General features: G+C 64.5%; 18 protein-coding genes and 1 pseudogene. 7 read left to right on the forward strand and 12 right to left on the reverse strand.

Going from position 1 to position 17,404, the window contains the following annotated elements:
- Positions 1-43: 43 nt before the first annotated feature.
- Positions 44-244, forward strand: a pseudogene (locus RQX22_RS11170) (membrane dipeptidase); the annotation flags it as partial.
- A gap of 174 nt (positions 245-418) precedes the next feature.
- Here the strand turns inward: RQX22_RS11170 and RQX22_RS11175 are convergent.
- The 9 genes from RQX22_RS11175 to gltX all read right to left on the reverse strand — a co-directional run bounded on the left by RQX22_RS11175 (position 419) and on the right by gltX (position 7,780).
- Positions 419-1,078 carry a COQ9 family protein gene (locus RQX22_RS11175; protein WP_315726507.1) on the reverse strand — a complete coding sequence of 220 codons (660 nt, stop codon included), beginning with the start codon at positions 1,076-1,078 and terminating at the stop codon, positions 419-421.
- A gap of 46 nt (positions 1,079-1,124) precedes the next feature.
- A complete protein-coding gene (locus RQX22_RS11180) occupies positions 1,125-2,030 on the reverse strand; it encodes a DMT family transporter (RefSeq protein WP_315726509.1) in 906 nt (301 codons plus the stop codon).
- Between the two features lie 163 nt (positions 2,031-2,193).
- Positions 2,194-2,613 (reverse strand): 6,7-dimethyl-8-ribityllumazine synthase, encoded by a 420-nt coding sequence (gene ribH / locus RQX22_RS11185; RefSeq protein ID WP_315726511.1) that lies wholly within the window; start codon positions 2,611-2,613, stop codon positions 2,194-2,196.
- Position 2,614: 1 nt separating this feature from the next.
- Positions 2,615-3,730 (reverse strand): 3,4-dihydroxy-2-butanone-4-phosphate synthase, encoded by a 1,116-nt coding sequence (gene ribB / locus RQX22_RS11190; RefSeq protein WP_315726513.1) that lies wholly within the window; start codon positions 3,728-3,730, stop codon positions 2,615-2,617.
- Positions 3,730-4,332, reverse strand: a complete 603-nt coding sequence (locus RQX22_RS11195) for a riboflavin synthase (protein ID WP_315726515.1) — start codon at positions 4,330-4,332, stop codon at positions 3,730-3,732. Before RQX22_RS11195 ends, ribB begins: the two co-directional genes overlap by 1 nt.
- Before the next feature lie 10 nt (positions 4,333-4,342).
- On the reverse strand, positions 4,343-5,311 hold the full coding sequence (gene ribD, locus RQX22_RS11200) for a bifunctional diaminohydroxyphosphoribosylaminopyrimidine deaminase/5-amino-6-(5-phosphoribosylamino)uracil reductase RibD (RefSeq protein ID WP_410001633.1): 969 nt from the start codon (positions 5,309-5,311) through the stop codon (positions 4,343-4,345).
- Complete coding sequence (locus RQX22_RS11205; RefSeq protein WP_315726517.1) at positions 5,308-5,634, reverse strand: hypothetical protein; 327 nt, start codon at positions 5,632-5,634, stop codon at positions 5,308-5,310. The genes ribD and RQX22_RS11205 overlap by 4 nt, the downstream gene beginning before the upstream one ends.
- Positions 5,635-5,685: 51 nt before the next feature.
- Positions 5,686-6,336 (reverse strand): energy transducer TonB, encoded by a 651-nt coding sequence (locus RQX22_RS11210; protein WP_315726519.1) that lies wholly within the window; start codon positions 6,334-6,336, stop codon positions 5,686-5,688.
- 112 nt (positions 6,337-6,448) lie between these two features.
- Positions 6,449-7,780, reverse strand: coding sequence for a glutamate--tRNA ligase (gene gltX, locus RQX22_RS11215; protein WP_315726521.1), 1,332 nt, complete (start codon positions 7,778-7,780; stop codon positions 6,449-6,451).
- Positions 7,781-7,996: 216 nt separating this feature from the next.
- Here gltX and RQX22_RS11220 point away from each other — a divergent pair, with 216 nt between their 5' ends.
- From RQX22_RS11220 to rplT, 3 genes are all read left to right on the forward strand, one after another.
- Entirely contained in the window at positions 7,997-8,932 is a 936-nt protein-coding gene (locus RQX22_RS11220) for a ribose-phosphate pyrophosphokinase (protein WP_315726523.1), read from the forward strand.
- Between the two features lie 159 nt (positions 8,933-9,091).
- Positions 9,092-9,295, forward strand: coding sequence for a 50S ribosomal protein L35 (gene rpmI / locus RQX22_RS11225; RefSeq protein ID WP_315726525.1), 204 nt, complete (start codon positions 9,092-9,094; stop codon positions 9,293-9,295).
- 12 nt (positions 9,296-9,307) lie between these two features.
- The gene (rplT, locus tag RQX22_RS11230) at positions 9,308-9,679 is read left to right on the forward strand and encodes a 50S ribosomal protein L20 (protein ID WP_315726527.1); all 372 of its coding nucleotides are present in this window, start codon (positions 9,308-9,310) and stop codon (positions 9,677-9,679) included.
- 116 nt (positions 9,680-9,795) lie between these two features.
- Here rplT and RQX22_RS11235 read toward each other — a convergent pair whose 3' ends face one another.
- Both RQX22_RS11235 and aceA read right to left on the reverse strand, forming a co-directional pair.
- Entirely contained in the window at positions 9,796-9,990 is a 195-nt protein-coding gene (locus RQX22_RS11235; protein ID WP_315726529.1) for a DUF4170 domain-containing protein, read from the reverse strand.
- 64 nt (positions 9,991-10,054) lie between these two features.
- On the reverse strand, positions 10,055-11,338 hold the full coding sequence (aceA, locus tag RQX22_RS11240; RefSeq protein ID WP_315726531.1) for an isocitrate lyase: 1,284 nt from the start codon (positions 11,336-11,338) through the stop codon (positions 10,055-10,057).
- Between the two features lie 129 nt (positions 11,339-11,467).
- Here aceA and RQX22_RS11245 point away from each other — a divergent pair, with 129 nt between their 5' ends.
- Positions 11,468-12,880, forward strand: a complete 1,413-nt coding sequence (locus tag RQX22_RS11245; RefSeq protein WP_315726532.1) for a helix-turn-helix domain-containing protein — start codon at positions 11,468-11,470, stop codon at positions 12,878-12,880.
- Between the two features lie 13 nt (positions 12,881-12,893).
- Here RQX22_RS11245 and RQX22_RS11250 read toward each other — a convergent pair whose 3' ends face one another.
- Complete coding sequence (locus tag RQX22_RS11250) at positions 12,894-13,868, reverse strand: DUF5996 family protein (protein WP_315726534.1); 975 nt, start codon at positions 13,866-13,868, stop codon at positions 12,894-12,896.
- Between the two features lie 58 nt (positions 13,869-13,926).
- Here RQX22_RS11250 and pheS point away from each other — a divergent pair, with 58 nt between their 5' ends.
- On the forward strand, positions 13,927-15,018 hold the full coding sequence (gene pheS / locus RQX22_RS11255; RefSeq protein ID WP_315726536.1) for a phenylalanine--tRNA ligase subunit alpha: 1,092 nt from the start codon (positions 13,927-13,929) through the stop codon (positions 15,016-15,018).
- On the forward strand, positions 15,015-17,390 hold the full coding sequence (pheT, locus tag RQX22_RS11260; protein WP_315726537.1) for a phenylalanine--tRNA ligase subunit beta: 2,376 nt from the start codon (positions 15,015-15,017) through the stop codon (positions 17,388-17,390). Before pheS ends, pheT begins: the two co-directional genes overlap by 4 nt.
- Positions 17,391-17,404 lie beyond the last annotated feature (14 nt).

The raw sequence follows: 17,404 nt of genomic DNA on the forward strand, positions 1-17,404 counted from the left end.
CCGCGCCGGTTCGGCTCTTTTCCAATATGCATTTGACTTGCCCATGGCCGCCTTGGACCAGGGCCATGTCACGTCTAAGGCGACCATCGCTCAGGTGGCGGACCATATCGAGCATATCCGCGACATTGCCGGCTGCGATCATGTCGGTATCGGCGCCGATCTCGACGGCACGGGCGGGTCCGCCGTTGAGGGCCTGGGAGGAACGGACCGCTATCCGGCGCTGTTTCGCGAACTGGTCGGCCGCGGCTGGACGGACAAGGATCTCGGCAAGCTTGCCGGCGGCAATCTGCTGCGGGCGATGGAGGCGATGGAGCGCGTCGCGGCGACGCTGTCGAAGGAACGGCCCATCCTTACGACCGGCCCGCCGCAGCATCGGGAAAATGATCGCCGCCCCCGCAGAATCGGACGGGGGAGCCGGTCAGACGGCTGGGTAACGAAGGCGGCCGAGGAAGCGGCTGAGGCTGGGCAGGCGCGTGCTGCTGCGCCGCCACTCCCCCTTCATCTTCTCGAAACGCATGACATCGTCGATGCGGCGGTCGAGAAAGGAACGGGTCGCGGCGAAGCCCTCGCTGCCATCGTCGAGGAAGACAAGCGTCGTCGAGCCGTAAACGCCCATCAGGATGGTGCGCTTGCTGTAATGATTGAAATCCGTGGCCGTATCGCCGGCGATCCGCCACATCCGGTCCGCCGCCCGCCAGGCCAGCCTCGTCCCTTCGATCATGTTTCGCGGCAAGGCCAGGATGGCCAGCGCGCGGCGCAGCGCCTCCCTGTGCGGATCGGCCGTCTCGAGCCGGTGGAGGACGAGGTCGCGGATACGCTCCCGTATCTTCATCCCCTCGATCCGCTCGAGCGGATAAGCCGCGGCCATGCCCCGGTCGATCGAATCGAACCAGGCGTCGATCATGTCGACTGCACCGCGCGGAAAGGCGAGCCCGGCCCGCGCGGCCGGTACGCCGAGTTCGGCCGCCGCCATGTCCAGTGCCTTCCTGTCCCAGCCGTCGAAGACGGCATGGGCGGGGATCAGCGGGGCCAGCGCCAGCCGCAGCTCGTCGAGTGTCATTTCCGCCGGTTCGATCATGTGCGGACAATGATCCCGAGACAGGCCGGATGCAAGCGGCCGAGCATCAACTGGCCGGAACCGGGCTCGCCCCAGGCTGGCGGAGGCGGATCAGCACGAGCGCGACACAGATCATGAGCGCGCCGGCGATATCGACACCGCTCATCGCCTCGCCATAGCCGATCCATCCGATCATGGCGTTCGCCACGGGCTGGATCAGCAGGGCGATCCCGACCACGATCGGCCTGAGATAGGCGATCGCATAGACAAGCAGGCCCTGTCCGAGAACCTGACTGCCGAGCGAAAGGAGGATGAGCGGGGTCCATTGGGTCGGCATGATCTTCTCGCCGAGGGCGAGCGCGAACAGCAGAAGCGGCACCGTCCCTGCGATCGTCGCCAGGGCCAGGACCGGCATCGGCGCCATCGTGCGACGGGCGCGGTCGATCGCCACGAGGTAGAAGAAATAGAATATGCCGCCCAGCAACGCGAGAATGTCGCCGAGGAGATGCTCGCCGGAAAGCTCGTAGCTCGATCCCAGCAGCAGGAAGGTCCCGAAGCCGGCCAGAAGCAAGGCCAGGCTCTGCGACGCACGGGGCAGTTCCCGCGCTATGAGAAAGCCGTAGATCGGGAAAAGGAAGCTGGAGCAATTTCCGAACAAGGCGGCGTTGGCGAGCTTGGTCATCCTGATCCCGGCATGCCATGCGGCAAGGTCTGCTGCGAAGAAGAGCGCGCCCAGGACAACCATTCCGAGCAAGGCGACCGAGGGCAGGGGGCGCCCCTTGCCGGCGCGAACGGCCAGGATGAGAAGGAAGGGAGCGGCTATGGCGAGGCGCCAGAATCCGGCCGCGACCGGGCCGACATCGGCGAGCCGGACCATCCAGGGACCGAATGCGAGCAGCAGGTTAGAACCGATCAGCGCCGTGAAGGCGAATCGGCCCGTCCGTGCGGGCGCCTCGGGTCGAAGGTGAATCATGCCGGACGCAGCCGCTAGAATGTTTTAGAACCGGGCGGAATATCCGATAGCGCGCAACGAATGGACGAATGGACGCGCGCACGGTCGCCTAAAGCCGACCGCGCATGCATATTAGAAGCTGCGTCGGCGTCAGCCATGCGCCCCGCCCGCAGCGGAAGGATCGTCAGGCGAAGCGCTGCTTCAACTTCATCATGGCGAGCGCGGCCTTGGCGGCTTCGCCACCTTTGTCCTTGTCGTCGCGCCGTGCGCGGACAAGCGCCTGGGCCTCGTCCTCCACCGTCAGGATGCCGTTGCCGATCGCAAGTCCGTCAAGGGTCAAGGCCATGATGCCCCGCGCGCTTTCGGTCGCGACGATTTCGAAATGATAGGTTTCGCCGCGGATCACGACGCCCAGCGCGACGAAGCCGTCATAGCCGCCCGTCTCCGCGGCCAGCGCGATCGCCGCGGGGATTTCGAGTGCGCCGGGCACGGTGACCACGTCATGCTTATGCCCTTCCGCCTCGATCGCCGCTTGCGCGCCTTCCAGCAGGAGATCGTTCAAATGCCCGTAGAAGCGCGCTTCGACGATCAGGAGCCTGGCCATCTCAATCCTTACTCTGGGGGATCGGCCGCTCGCCGACGATAGTGAGGCCATAGCCGCCCAGGGCTATGGGTGTATGATGGGTATTGGTGAGCAGGATCATGTCCTGCACGCCGAGCGCCGACAGGATCTGGGCGCCGCCGCCATAATCGCGCAGCAACTCCATATCCTCGGCCTGGGTCTTGCCGGACCGGACGTCGAGCGCGCTGGAAATGGCGTTGGGCGCGGAGCGGTTGAGAACGACGATCACGCCTGACCCTTCTTCGGCGATCAGCTTCATTGCGCCCGCCAGCAATCCGCTGCGCGCATTCACCTCGCCGAACGCGTCGGCGAACAGGCTGAGCTGATGCATCCGGACCAAGGTCGGCCGGGACGGATCGATTTGACCCTTGACCAGCGCCACCTGTTCGCTGCCCAGCGCCTTGTTGAGGAACGTCTTGGCCGTCCAGCGCCCCCCCCAGATGCTTTCGAAGCCCGCCTCGGCGGTCTCCTCGACCAGATGATCCTTCTTCAGCCGATAGGCGATCAAATCCCTGATGGTTCCGATCTTCAGATTGTGAAGCTGGGCGAAGGCGACCAGATCGTCCATGCGCGCCATCGTCCCGTCCTCGCGCATGATCTCGCAGATCACGCCCGATGGATTGAGGCCGGCGAGGCGGGCGACATCGACAGCGGCCTCGGTGTGGCCGGCACGAATCAGCACACCGCCGTCCTTGGCTACCAGGGGGAAGACGTGGCCGGGGGTCACGATATGCTCCGGTCCCTTGGCGGCATCGATGGCGACCGCGATCGTGCGTGCCCGATCGGCGGCGGAAATGCCCGTCGTGACGCCGTCTTTGGCTTCGATCGACGTGGTGAAGGCTGTCTCGTGACGGGTGCCATTGTGGCGGCTCATCAGCGACAGGCCGAGTTGCTCGACCCGGGTCTTCGACAGGGCCAGGCAGATCAGGCCGCGGCCATGCTTGGCCATGAAATTGATCGCATCGGGCGTCGCCATCTGGGCCGGAATGACCAGATCCCCCTCATTCTCCCGGTCCTCGTCGTCGACCAGGATGAACATCCGCCCGTTGCGGGCTTCGTCGATCAGCTCTTCGGGGGAGGAAAGATATGCGTGCGGCATCAGCGCCGAAGCTCCATCATGCGGCCGATGTAACGGGCCAGGACGTCGATCTCGATATTGACCCTTCGCCCCGGCCGGACGTCGGCGAAGCTGGTCTGAAGGGCGGTGTGCGGGATGATGTTGACCGTGAACCGAACGCCTTCCGACAAAGTCTCGACATCGTTGACGGTCAGCGACACGCCATCGAGCGCGACCGAGCCCTTGCGCGCTATATAGGCTTCGACCGCGGGCCCGGCCAGGATGGCGAGACGCACCGAACCGCCGACATCGACCGCGGCCTCGATCTCGCCCACCCCGTCGACATGGCCGGTCACGATATGGCCGCCAAGCTCGTCGCCAAGCTTGAGCGAGCGCTCGAGGTTCAGGCTATTGCCGGCCTCCCACAGGCCGGGTGCGGTGCGAAGGATCGTTTCGGCGGAAAGGTCGACGGCGAACCAATGCTCGCCCTTGTCGACGACGGTGAGGCAGACGCCGGAACAGGCGATCGAGGCACCGAGATCGACGCGCGCCATGTCGTAATGACAGGAGATCCGCAGGCGTAGATCACCACGCTGCTCGGCGGCCTCGATGCGGCCGATATCGGTGATGATACCCGTGAACATAGACTGGATCCTAGCTTCGGACGCGCTCGTAGACGTCCAGCCTGTCGATTCCAAGCATACGTGTTTCGGCAAGGCTCCAGCGGCCGTGGGCCTCGGCCAGCGAGGCAAGGCCGATGTCGCCGATCGCGGATTTGCCGGCGCCGATCAGAATCGGCGCGCGATAGATGAGCAGCCGATCGACAAGATCTGCCGCGAGGAAGGCCGCTGCCGCGCCGGCCCCGCCTTCGACCAGCAAATCGTTGACGCCTGGCAGCGCGGCAACCGCCTCCGGCGCACGAATGGCCTCCCAGCCTTCCGGTGCGTCGCCTGCGGTGAGGAGCGCGCGGCGTGGCGCGCGATCTTCATAGCCTTCCAGCCGGATGTCGAGCGATGGACTATCCGCCTGATAGGTGCCGCGACCGACCAGGATCATGTCCGCGCGCGCGCGTTCGCGATGAACGTCCGTGCGCGCCTCCTCTCCGGTGATCCAGCGACTCTCGCCGCTCGGCAGGGCGATGCGGCCGTCGAGCGACATGGCCAGTTTCAATGTCACGAAAGGACGGCCGAGTCGCTGGCGGGTGAGGAATCCGGCCATCGAACGTTCCGCCTCCGCGGCGCAGGCGCCGACCTCCACGATTATGCCGGCGCCTCGCAACTTGTCGAAACCGTCTCCGTTCACGTGGTGAAACGGATCGGAGATCGCCGCCACGACCCGGGCGATTCCCGCTTCGATCAGCGCATCCGCGCAGGCTGGTCCCCGCCCTGGAACCGCGCAGGGTTCTAGAGTCACATAGGCCGTGGCGCCCCGCGCTTGCGCACCGGCCTCGGCAAGGGCGACGGCCTCCGCATGTGGCCGCCCGCCCGGCTGGGTCCAGCCGCGGCCGACGGTGCCGCCGTTCCTGACGATCACGCAGCCGACGGAGGGGTTGGGAGCGGTCTGGCCGCGGCCGCGCTCGCCGAGCACGATCGCTTCCTCCATCCAGCGGATGTCGGACGTCAAATGCCCAGCCGCTTCAGATCCTGATCGACCTTCTGCCATTGCCGCTGACGTTCCTTCATCGCTTTTTCCCGGCGGATCTGGTCCGCTTTCTGCTCGGCGATGATCTCGGCGTCGGTGCGTGTCGCGCTCCAGCTGTCGACATAATAGATCTGCGCCCTCGGCTGGATATTCGTGCGGGCGTCGATCTGAAAAACCGTCACGATGCCAACCGGGATGGTGATGGCTAGGAGGGCGGCGATCCACTGATGCCGGCTCCGCTCCGCCGCGAAAGCGCGCAGGTCCGCCCAGAGGGCGCGAGGGGAGGAAGGGCGGGGCAACGGCATGGCCAGCAAGATAAGGTCTTGGCAGCCAGGATGCCAGCCCGCCCTTTTTGGCTAAGATTCGATTTCGAAGCGAACCGTCATCACTTTGCTGCTTTCGACCGGACGCCCGTCAATCATTGCGGGCTCGAAGCGCCACTTGCGGATCGCATGGCGCAGCGTGGCCTGGTAGAATGCCTCGCTGGTCGCCCTGAGCCTTTCCGCTGCCTTGACCCGGCCATCCGGCCCGATCAGGACCTTCAGCGACACCGTCCCCTCGGCGCCCATGCGCTGTTCCGAGGCAGGATAAGGCGGCTGCAGCTCGCTTCGGCGGTCGAGGCGCGCCTCGATTGGAATCGGATCCGGCGGCGGCACCGGCTCGACTAGGGTCCCGTCGCCGGTCCCGTTGAACGACGTGACGTCATTGAAATGGGGCGGTTCGATCGTTTCGGTCGGGGCATCGATCGGCGTGTCGACCGGCACGTCGACGATCGGGTTCCGATAGATGAGCTCTTTCCGCGCCTTCTGGGGTTTGGAATGGGTTTCATTCTCTGGAGGCGGCTCGGGCGTCTTGATCCAGGTGACATCCGTTGGCGGTCGTATCACCTTGGTCACCTCGATCCTGGACGAGGCCACCGTCGCGATCGCAGCGCAATGGATCAGGACGACTATGGCAATGCTCGTCCTTCTCGGGCGCGGCGGCTGGTAATATCCTCCTTCACTCATCGTCCGTCTCCTTCGTTGGCGGCCGCTGTCGCGGCTCTAGAGGGATGATACTTTATTTCATAACGTTATACCATATCATTAATGGCGATATTCTGTTTCGGTGGATGCGGATCTAAGTCGACGCGTTGAGGCGGCGGAGACTCTCCTGCTTGCCGATCAACGGCAGCAGGACGGCCATTTCGGGTCCGCTGTCGCGGCCGGTCAAGGCTTGCCGCAGCGGCAGGAACAATGATTTGCCGGTCCTTCCGCTACTTTGCTTGAGCATGCCGGTGAGGGTTGCCCAGACGGGCGTGGTCCAATCCAGAGCCTCGGCCGCCTGGGCGGCCGCACGGATGAATTCCCGGTCCTCCGGCGCCGCGGCGTGACGGACCGGTCCCTCGATGATCTGCCACCATTCGCCGGCATCGGCGACCTTTCGGATGTTAGGCCGGATGGCAGTCCAGGCCTCCTCCGTCATACCCGGTGGCAGCCGTCCGTCCGTCCGGCTGAAATCGAGCTGGTGGACGACGCGGGCATTGAGCCCTTCGAGTTCCTCCATGTCGAAGCGGGCGGGTGCGCGCCCGAACGTCGAAAAATCGAATCCCTCGATCAACGGACGCGCGTCCGTCACGGGCTCGACCGGTAGGCTGGTGCCGATCCGGGCGAGCTTGGCAAGCAACGCGATCGGCTCGATGCCATCGGCCCGCATCGCCTCGACGCCCAACGATCCGAGCCGCTTGGACAATTTCCCTTCCGAACCGACCAGCAAGGCTTCATGGGCGAAAGCAGGCGGCGACGCGCCAAGCGCCTCGAACATCTGGATCTGGAGCGCGGTATTCGTGACATGATCCTCGCCGCGCACGACATGAGTCACACCCATATCGATATCGTCGACGCTGCTCGGCAGCATGTAGAGCCAGCTTCCGTCGGCCCGGCGGATGACGGGATCCGATAGCAAGGCCGGATCGAAATGCTGGGGGCCGCGAATCAGATCCTCCCACGCGATCGGCGCTCCATGGTCCAACCTGAATCGCCAGTGCGGCCGCCGCCCTTCGGCCTCGAACCGCTTGCGGTCGGCATCGGTCAGTTCGAGCGCTGCCCGGTCGTAGACGGGAGGCTTGCCCCGGCTGAGCTGCACCTTTCGCTTCAGCTCCAGTTCCTGCGTCGTCTCATAGGCCGGATAGGCGCGGCCGGCGGCCGCAAGCGTCTTCAGGGCCGCATCATAAAGGTCGAAGCGCAGCGATTGGCGATGCTCTTCGTCCGGGGTCAGGCCAAGCCATTGGAGGTCTGCCCGGATCGCCTCGACATGATCCTCCGACGACCGCTCGAGATCGGTGTCGTCCAGCCGCAGGATGAACCGTCCTCCTTGCTTGCGCGCCCACAGCATATTGTGGAGAGCCGTACGGATATTTCCGACATGGAGCCGACCGGTCGGCGATGGAGCGAAGCGTGTGACGACAGTCATGAGCGCGCTGTAGAACCTGATCGCCTTTGGAGGAAGCGCTTCGCGCTCCGTCGCTCACGCGCCAGCGCTTCATAGGGCTCGGCCCATCTCCCCCCAGCTGATGAGATCCGAGAAGGCCAAAGAAGGGAGGGGGCCCGGGCGAGGCGGCAATGGCCCTCTTGCCTTCGAACCATCCTCGCTTAAGGGGGGTGCAGCCGCTTTCGGGGAAGCAATCGCATGAAATTGATGACAGGCAATTCGAACCTGCCGCTGGTGCGCGATATCGCCACCTATCTCGAAATCCCGATCACCTCCGCCAGCGTCCGCCGATTCGCCGACGAGGAAGTGTTCGTCGAGATCAACGAGAATGTCCGCGGCGAGGACGTGTTCGTCGTCCAGTCGACATCCTATCCCGCGAACGACAATCTCATGGAGCTGCTGATCTGCATCGACGCGCTGAAACGCTCCTCGGCGAAGCGCATCACCGCAGTCATCCCCTATTTCGGCTACGCGCGGCAGGATCGGAAGCCGGGGCCCCGGACGCCCATTTCCGCCAAGCTGGTCGCCAATCTGATCACCGTCGCCGGCGCCAACCGGGTCCTGTCGATCGATCTCCATGCCGGCCAGATCCAGGGCTTCTTCGACATACCGACCGATAATCTCTACGCCGCGCCGGTCATGTCGGCGGACATCCAGGCGCGCTTCGCCGGCCGCAAGATCACTGTGGTCTCGCCCGACGTGGGCGGTGTGGTGCGCGCCCGCGCCCTCGCCAAAAGGCTCGACAACGCCCCGCTCGCCATCGTCGACAAAAGACGCGAGAAGCCGGGCGAATCCGAAGTGATGAACATCATCGGCGATGTTTCGGGCCGCTTCTGCATCCTCATCGACGACATTGTCGATTCGGCCGGCACGCTCTGCAACGCCGCCGCCGCGCTTCGCGAGGCCGGTGCTGAAGACGTCATCGCTTATTGCACCCATGGCGTCCTGTCGGGCGGCGCGATCGCGCGGGTCGCGACCTCGGAGCTCAGCGAATTGGTGATCACCGATTCGATCGGCGCCCACGAAGCGGCGGCCGCGACGGACAAGATCCGCCTCCTGACGATCGCCCCCCTGCTCGCCGAAGCGATCCGCCGCATTTCGGACGAAGCTTCGGTGTCCAGCCTGTTCGATTGAAGAAGCTGTTCCGGTAAGAAGACGCTCCACTTGCCTTCGGCATGCGCCATCTTTATAGGCGCAGCCTTTCCAGCTTATGGAAGAATCGAACCGCCCGGCCAGTAAGGGCTGCCGTGGCGGTTCTCAAACGTCCGCCATAGTTGCGGCAAGGAGACGAAAATGCCCAAGCTCAAGACCAAGAGCGGTGTGAAGAAGCGCTTCAAACTCACCGCGACGGGCAAGGTGAAGCACGGCGTCGCCGGCAAGCGCCACCGCCTGATCAGCCACAATGCCAAATATATCCGCCAGAACCGCGGCACCGACGTGCTCGCCGACGCCGATACGGCGCGGGTGAAGCTCTGGGCGCCCTACGGCCTGAGATAGGAGTAAGAGAGCATGGCAAGAGTCAAACGCGGGACGACCACCAAGACCCGCCACAAGAGATTGTTGGATCAAGCGAAAGGTTATTATGGCCGTCGCAAGAACACGATCCGTATCGCCCGGCAGGCCGTCGAGAAGGCCGGGCAATATGCCTATCGCGATCGCAAGGTTAAGAAGCGGAGCTTCCGCGCCTTGTGGATCCAGCGCATCAACGCCGCCGTGCGGGTCGAAGGCCTCACTTACGGCCAGTTCATGCACGGCCTGAAGCTCGCCAATATCGATCTCGACCGCAAGGTCCTGGCCGATCTCGCGATGCATGAAGGTGATGCGTTCAAGGGCATCATCGCCCAAGCGCGCAAGGCATTGCCGGCTCAAGCTTCGGCTTAAGCCCCCTCAGCGAAGAGACAAAAAGGGCGCGGAAGGAAACCTCCTTCCGCGCCTTTCTCTTTCCCCCCTCGGGACGCGACCAGGGCGCAATTCACGCGCCCTGTAACTTCATGCCCTTATCGCACCGCCTCGGCGGCGATCGAATAACGGGTGGTGGCCGTCGCGGCCGGGCTGCAGCTCAGCCGCGTCCACTCAGTGCGGGCCCTGCCTTCATTTTCGAAGGGTCCGACCAGCTTCTCCGTCCCGGGTACGAGAGCGTTGAAGTCGGCGCCTTCATATTCCCCTCCGATCACCCAATAACGTCTGGTCATCACATCCTCCTTGGCGTGGTTCCAAATCGGAGGATGGAGCATCGGCTCCATCCTCCCGACAGGATCAAGCGGCCTCCTTGCCCTTGAACTGATCGGCCTCGGTTGATTCGGCCAAGGCCGTGGTCGAGGCCTGGCCGGCCGAAACCGTCTGCGCGATCAGGTCGAAATAGCCGGTGCCGACCTCACGCTGGTGGCGGGTTGCGGTGTAACCGTCCTTTTCGCTGGCGAATTCGGCCTGTTGCAGCTCGGAATAAGCCGCCATGCCGCGATCCTTGTAGCCGCGGGCCAGCTCGAACATGCCGTGGTTCAGCTGGTGGAAGCCGGCCAGGGTGACGAATTGGAATTTGTAGCCCATCGCACCCAGTTCCCGCTGGAAGCGCGCGATATCGGCCTTGTCCAGCTTCGCTTCCCAGTTGAAGCTCGGCGAGCAATTATAAGCCATCATCTTGCCCGGATGGGCCTTCTGGATGGCCTCGGCGAAGCGCTTGGCGTCCGCGAGATTGGGGTTGCTCGTCTCCCACCACAAAAGATCGGCATGTTCGGCGAAAGCGATGCCGCGCTTGATGCAATGGTCGACGCCGGTGCCGTCCTTGAGGCGGAAGAAGCCTTCGGAGGTGCGTTCGCCGGTCAGGAATTCATGGTCGCGCTCGTCGACGTCCGACGTGATCAGTTTGGCGCTTTCGGCATCGGTGCGAGCAACCAGGACGGTCGGGACACCGCAGACGTCGGCAGCCAGACGCGCCGAATCGAGATTGCGGATATGGGCCTGGGTCGGGATCAGGACCTTGCCGCCCAGATGGCCGCATTTCTTCTCGGAGGCGAGCTGGTCCTCGAAATGGACGCCGGCAGCACCCGCCTCGATATAGGCCTTCATGATCTCGAAACAGTTGAGCGGGCCGCCGAAGCCGGCTTCCGCGTCCGCGACGATCGGCGCGAACCAATCCCTTTTGACGCCGCCCTCGCTATGCTCGATCTGGTCGGCGCGCTGCAGCGTGCGGTTGATGCGGCGGCAGAGCTCCGGGCCGGCATTGGCCGGATAGAGCGACTGATCGGGATACATGGCGCCCGCCGTGTTCGCATCGGCCGCTACCTGCCAGCCGGAAAGGTAGATGGCCTTGAGACCGGCACGGACCATCTGCATGGCCTGGTTGCCGGAAAGCGCACCCAGGGCGTTGATATAATCCTCGCTCTTGAGCAGCTCCCACAACCGGTTCGCACCGCGCCGGGCGAGGCTATGCTCGATCGTCAGCGACCCGCGCAGGCGCGCGACGTCGTCGGCGCTATAGGGGCGGGTGATGCCGTTAAAGCGGTCGCCGGGGGCCGGGACCAGTTGGCTGATATCGTTCATGATCATCTCGCTTCTTGGGAAATCCAGTCGCGAGCAAAAGACCGGATCGGCGGAGATGGCATCATTGAAAAGGGTCGTTGAGTCACGATCCGACTTGCGACTTTTGTAAATTTTTGACAATGTAACAAGATGAAGTCCCCCGAGCGGAAACTCTATCTGGGCGGCCGGCTACGGCGTCTCCGGCGCGAGCTGGGCCTCAATCAGAGCGCGATGGCCGGGGAACTCGGGATATCACCTTCCTATCTCAACCATCTGGAGCGCAACCAGCGGCCGGTGACCGCCCAGGTTCTGCTTCGCATGGCGGAAATCTACGACGTCGATCTGAAGAGCTTCGCGGCGGAGGGGAAAGAGGGCACAGGTCCCGATCAGCTCGCCGAGATTTTCGCCGATCCGATGTTCGGCGACATTGGCATCCCCCGTTACGAATTGCTCGAAGTCTCCGACAATTCGCCGTCGGTCGCCGACGCCATTTCCCGCCTCTACGCCGCCCTGGTCGAACGGCGCCAGCATCCCGAAGGCGGTGCGCCCGACGAAAGCTCCTTCGTCACCCCGGAATCCTGGGTGCGGGACCATATCCAGGCGCAGCGCAATTATTTCACCTATCTCGAAGAGGCGGCGGAGACGCTCGCGGGAGCGCTCGGCGAGCCGCTGACGATCGCGGAGCCGCTGCGCCGCCGGCTGAAGGAGGGTTTCGGGATCGACACGCGCATTGTCCCGCCCGAACTCCTCGACGGCACCAGCCAGCATTATGACTATCACCGCAAGCGGCTGATGCTCTCGGCTTTGCTCAGGCCCGAAAGCCGCACCTTCGCCATTGCCTATCAGCTCGCCTTGTTCGAATTCGGTCCTTTGCTGAAGCGGATGCTGGAGGGAGCGACGCCGCCAGACGTGCCGACCCGCCGCCTGCTCCACATGTCGCTCGCCAATTATGCCGCCGGCGCCATCATGATGCCGTATGAGCCGTTTCTCCGCGCAGCCGAGCGCCATCGTTATGATCTGGACCGCCTTTGCGCCGATTTCGGGGCGAGCGTGGAGCAGGTCGCGCACCGGCTGACGACGCTCGGCCGCAGCGGCTTGCGCGGCATTCCCTTCTTCATGCTGCGCGTCGATGCGGCCGGGAATATTTCCAAGCGTTTCGCGGGGGAAAGCTTCCCATTCTCCCGCTTTGGCGGCACCTGTCCGCGCTGGAACCTCCATGCCGCCTTCCGCACCCCTGGACGGGTCGTCACCCAATGGGTGGAAACACCCGACGGTCAGCAATTCTTCACGATCAGCCGAACCGTGGAGCGATCGGTCCGGCTGGACCCCCGGGAAAATAGCCAGCTCGCCATTGGCTTGGGTTGCGACGCCAAATATGCCCGAAAGCTTATCTATGCCGACGGCCTCGACCTTAACGACCCGTCCGTCACCCCGATTGGTCCCGCCTGCACCATTTGCCCCCGCATGCGCTGCCCGCAACGTGCGGCCGCGCCGGCCGGCCGGACGCTGACGGTCAACGAGATGCAGAAGACGATCTCGCCTTATCCGTTCCTCGCTGGTTGACAGGCAACGGGACTCAAACCGCCCTGGGCACACCGGGAACGCCGAGCGAGCAATCCAGCGACGCGCGATCCCAGCCGCCGAGATCGGCGGCGGCGGCATAACTGCTTTCGAGAAAGCCTAGCAAAATGCGGTCGGGATCCGCCGCGGTCCGGACGACGTCGTAATCCAGGACGAATTCCCCCAATGTCGTGTCGTACCGCGCGGCTTCCGGTTCGACTTTCGCCTCGGCGAAGCCCTCCGGCACGGGATAGGCATAGGCGTAGAAGATCGGCGCTCCGCCATTGGCACCGCCCGGCCAGAAGCCAGCGCTCGATACTTCGTGGCTATAGGCCTCGCGGGTGACCGTATCGGGCAAAGCGGGAATGCCGCCCGGATGGAGCGGCGCCGGACGGCCCGAAAAACGGGTGACGGCCAGGTCGAAACTGCCCCAGAAGAAATGAACCGGGCTCGCCTTGCCGATAAAGGAAGAGCGGAACAGGCGCAGCACGCGATCGGCATGCCGCAAGGCGGCCAGCAGGCGCTGGGCGCTGTCTTCGTCATAGGCACGCACCGCATCGTCACTGGCCAATGCCACGACCGGATCGAGCTCGTTCGAAAAGGGATGAATGGCGACACTTTGTCCTGCGGCGGCCATCATTGCCATCGTTTCGGCATGGAAAGTCGCTACGGACATGGGCCTGAGCGGAACTGTTCCCGTTGCGCCGTCCCCGCCGGCGAAGACAAACCGATGGTCGATCAGATCGAAGGCGAGCTCGAACATATACCCGTTGCAATGGATCGGCTCGGTGCGAAGGCCGCGGGGCGTCACGTGCAAGGTCAGGTGCCAGCCATGATTGCGCCACGGCAAGGCAGCCGTCGCGATCTTGCCGGCCACTTGCGAGAAGAGATGCAGCGCGGCGATCGTCGGTCCGTCGCGATGCTCGCCAAGCTCGGGCCAACCGCCGCCCTCCCAGCGCTTGGCTCGCCGGCCGATATCCTGTCTGCCCATTCCATCCTCCGTGGTGGCCGGGCTTCAAACCCCTGCCAAACTCGGTTACGGGCCGGCCATGGTAAGTGACACACACGCGCTCGACAATATGAGCCGGGAATGGCGGGCACGGGTGGCCGCCGCGGAAGATCTCCAGGCGCTGGAGACGGAGCGCGTCGCCGCGCTCGGCAAGCAAGGCGCGATCACCGCCCTGCTGAAGACCCTGGGAACGATGAGCGCGGAGCAGAGGCAGGCGGAGGGCGCCGCCATCCATCGCCTCCGCGAGCAGGTGACCGAGGCCATTGTCGCGCGCAAGACCGCGCTGGAGGCCGCGGACCTGGACCGCAAGCTTGCCACCGAGATGCTGGACATGACGCTGCCGGTCTCTGATCCGCCGCAAGGCAGCGTCCATCCGGTCGCCCAGGTGATGGACGAACTGGCGGAGATTTTCGCCGATCTCGGCTTCTCCGTCGCGACCGGCCCCGAGATCGAGGACGACTGGCATAATTTCACTGCCCTCAACATACCCGAGAGCCACCCGGCGCGGGCGATGCACGACACATTCTATTTCGACAAATGCGATGGCGAGGGGCGCCGGATGCTGCTTCGCACCCACACCTCCCCGGTCCAGATCCGAACGATGATGGGCCAGAAGCCGCCCATCTATACGATCGCGCCGGGCCGAACCTATCGTTCCGACAGCGACGCCACCCACACGCCTATGTTCCATCAACTCGAAGGCCTGGTGATCGATCGCGGCATTCATCTGGGCCACCTCAAATGGACGCTCGAAACCTTTCTCAAGGCCTTTTTCGAACGTGAGGACATCGTGCTGCGAATGCGGCCGAGCTATTTCCCCTTCACCGAGCCCTCGGCCGAGGTTGATGTCGGCTATACGTTGGTCAATGGCCGCCGCGTTCTCGGCGGAAGCGGAGGATGGATGGAATTGCTCGGATCGGGCATGGTCCATCCGCGCGTGATCGCGGCCTGCGGCCTCGATCCGAAGGAATGGCAGGGCTTCGCCTTTGGCTGCGGCATCGATCGTCTCGCCATGCTGAAATATGGGATGGACGATCTGCGCGCTTTCTTCGACGGCGACTTGCGCTGGCTTCGCCATTACGGCTTTTCCTCGCTCGACGTACCGACTCTTTCGGGAGGTGTCGGCGCATGAAATTCAGTCTGAGCTGGCTGAAGGAGCATCTGGAGACGGATGCCAGCCTGGAAACCATCCTCGAAACCCTCACGTCGATCGGCCTCGAGGTGGAAGGCGTGGAGAATGTGGCGGAAAAGCTCGCGCCCTTCACCATCGCCCGCATAATCACGGCCGAACGCCACCCCCAGGCCGACAAATTGCAGGTCCTGACGGTCGATACCGGCAGGGGCGATCCGCTGCAGGTCGTCTGCGGCGCGCCCAATGCCCGCGTCGGCCTGGTCGGCGTGTTCGGTGCCCCGGGCGCTTATGTGCCGGGCAGCGACATCACCCTCAAGGTCGCCGCAATACGCGGCGTCGAGAGCAATGGCATGATGTGCTCGGTCCGCGAGCTGGAGCTGGGCGACGAACATGACGGCATCATCGCCCTTCCCGACGACGCACCGGTCGGCGCTTCCTATGCGGCGTGGGCGGGGCTCGATGATCCGGTCATCGATGTTTCGGTCACGCCGAACCGCCAGGATTGCATGGGCGTCCACGGCATCGCCCGGGATCTCGCCGCCGCCGGCCTCGGAACCTTGAAGGCCGTCGATGCCGATGAAGTGGCAGGCAGCTTCCCCTGTCCGGTTGAGATCCGGACCGACGATCCCGAAGGTTGCCCGGCTTTCTACGGACGGGTGATCAGGAGCGTCCGCAACGGCCCGTCGCCGGCTTGGCTCCAGCAAAGGCTGAAGAGCGTCGGCCTGCGTCCGATCAGCGCCCTGGTCGACATGACCAACTATCTCATGCTGGGCTATGGCCGTCCGCTGCACGTCTATGACGTCGCCAAGCTGAAGGGCGCGCTCGTCGCTCGCAAGGCGCGCGACGGTGAAGAAATATTGGCGCTCAACGGCAAGACCTACCGGCTCGACTCCAGCATGACGGTGATCGCCGACGATGCCCATGTCCACGACATTGGCGGCATCATGGGCGGCGAGGATTCGGGCGTCGGCGAGGACACGACCGAAATCCTGATCGAATGCGCCTATTTCGATCCCGAGACGATCTCCCGCACGGGCCAGAAGCTCGCCTTGACCTCCGATGCTCGCAGCCGATTCGAGCGCGGAGTCGACCCGGCTTTCCTGGACGCCGGCCTGGCCTTGGCGACCCGGCTCGCGCTGGAGCTTGCCGGCGGCGAAGCGTCCGAGCCTGTTCGTGCCGGCACGCCGCCCGTCGAAGACCGGACGGTGGATTATAGTCCCGCACGCGCACTTGAGCTTGGCGGCATTGCCGTCGACGAGGGCCGGCAGAAGGACATATTGAACCGGCTCGGTTTCACGGTCGAAGAGGGGCCGGTCTGGACGATCGGCGTCCCGTCCTGGCGGCGCGATATCGACGGATCGGCCGATTTCGTCGAGGAGGTCGCCCGCATCCATGGTTTCGACAAGGTGCCGGCGACTCCGATCGTCCGCGCGCCCGGCGTCGCCCGGCCGACAGCGACGCCGCGTCAGATGCTCGAGCGGCGCGCCCGCCGGGCCGCGGCGGCCCGTGGCCTCAACGAGGCGGTGACCTGGAGTTTCATTTCCGAAAGTCAGGCGGAAGCGTTTGGCGGAAGCGCCTGGATCCTCGCCAATCCGATCAGCGAGGAGATGAAGGCGATGCGGCCTTCGCTCCTGCCCGGCCTGCTCGCTGCGGCCGCACGCAACATGGCGCGCGGCGCCGACAGCATGCGCCTGTTCGAGGTCGGACGACGCTATCTCGCCGAGAGCGAGCCCACCACCTTGGGCCTGCTGCTGGCCGGCGACCGGCAAACCCGCCACTGGCGCACGGGCAAGGCGCAGGGCTTCGACGCCTATGACGCCAAGGCGGAAGCGCTCGCCATCCTTGCCGCTGCGGGCGCGCCGGTCGACAGTCTCCAGGTCCTGGACGGCGCGTCCTCCATCTATCATCCCGGCCGTTCCGCCCGCCTCTGCCTCGGCCCCAAGAATGTGCTCGCCGAATTTGGCGAGCTGCATCCGGCAACGCTGAAGGCCTTCGACCTGGACGGTCCGGTCGTGGCCGCGGAAATCCACCTGGATTCGATCCCGCGGAGGAGATCGAGCGGCCATATGCGCGATGCTTATGCGCCCCCGGCGCTGCAGGCGGTCAAACGCGATTTCGCCTTCCTGCTACCCTCGGACACGCCCGCCGACACGCTCTTGCGAGCAGTGCGCGGGGCCGACAAGCAGGCGATCCTTGCCGTCAGCCTGTTCGACGTCTTCACCGGCACCGGAATCCCGGAAGGACAGAAATCGCTTGCGGTGGAGGTGACGCTCCAGCCGGCCGAACGGAGTTTCACCGACGAGGAATTGAAGGCGATCTCCGAGCGGATCGTCGCTGCGGCAGCAAAGTTGGGCGCGACCTTACGGGCCTGAGGATGGGGCGGGCC

Origin of the sequence: Sphingosinicella rhizophila (assembly GCF_032378825.1) — a bacterium.
GTDB classification, from domain to species: domain Bacteria; phylum Pseudomonadota; class Alphaproteobacteria; order Sphingomonadales; family Sphingomonadaceae; genus Allosphingosinicella; species Allosphingosinicella rhizophila.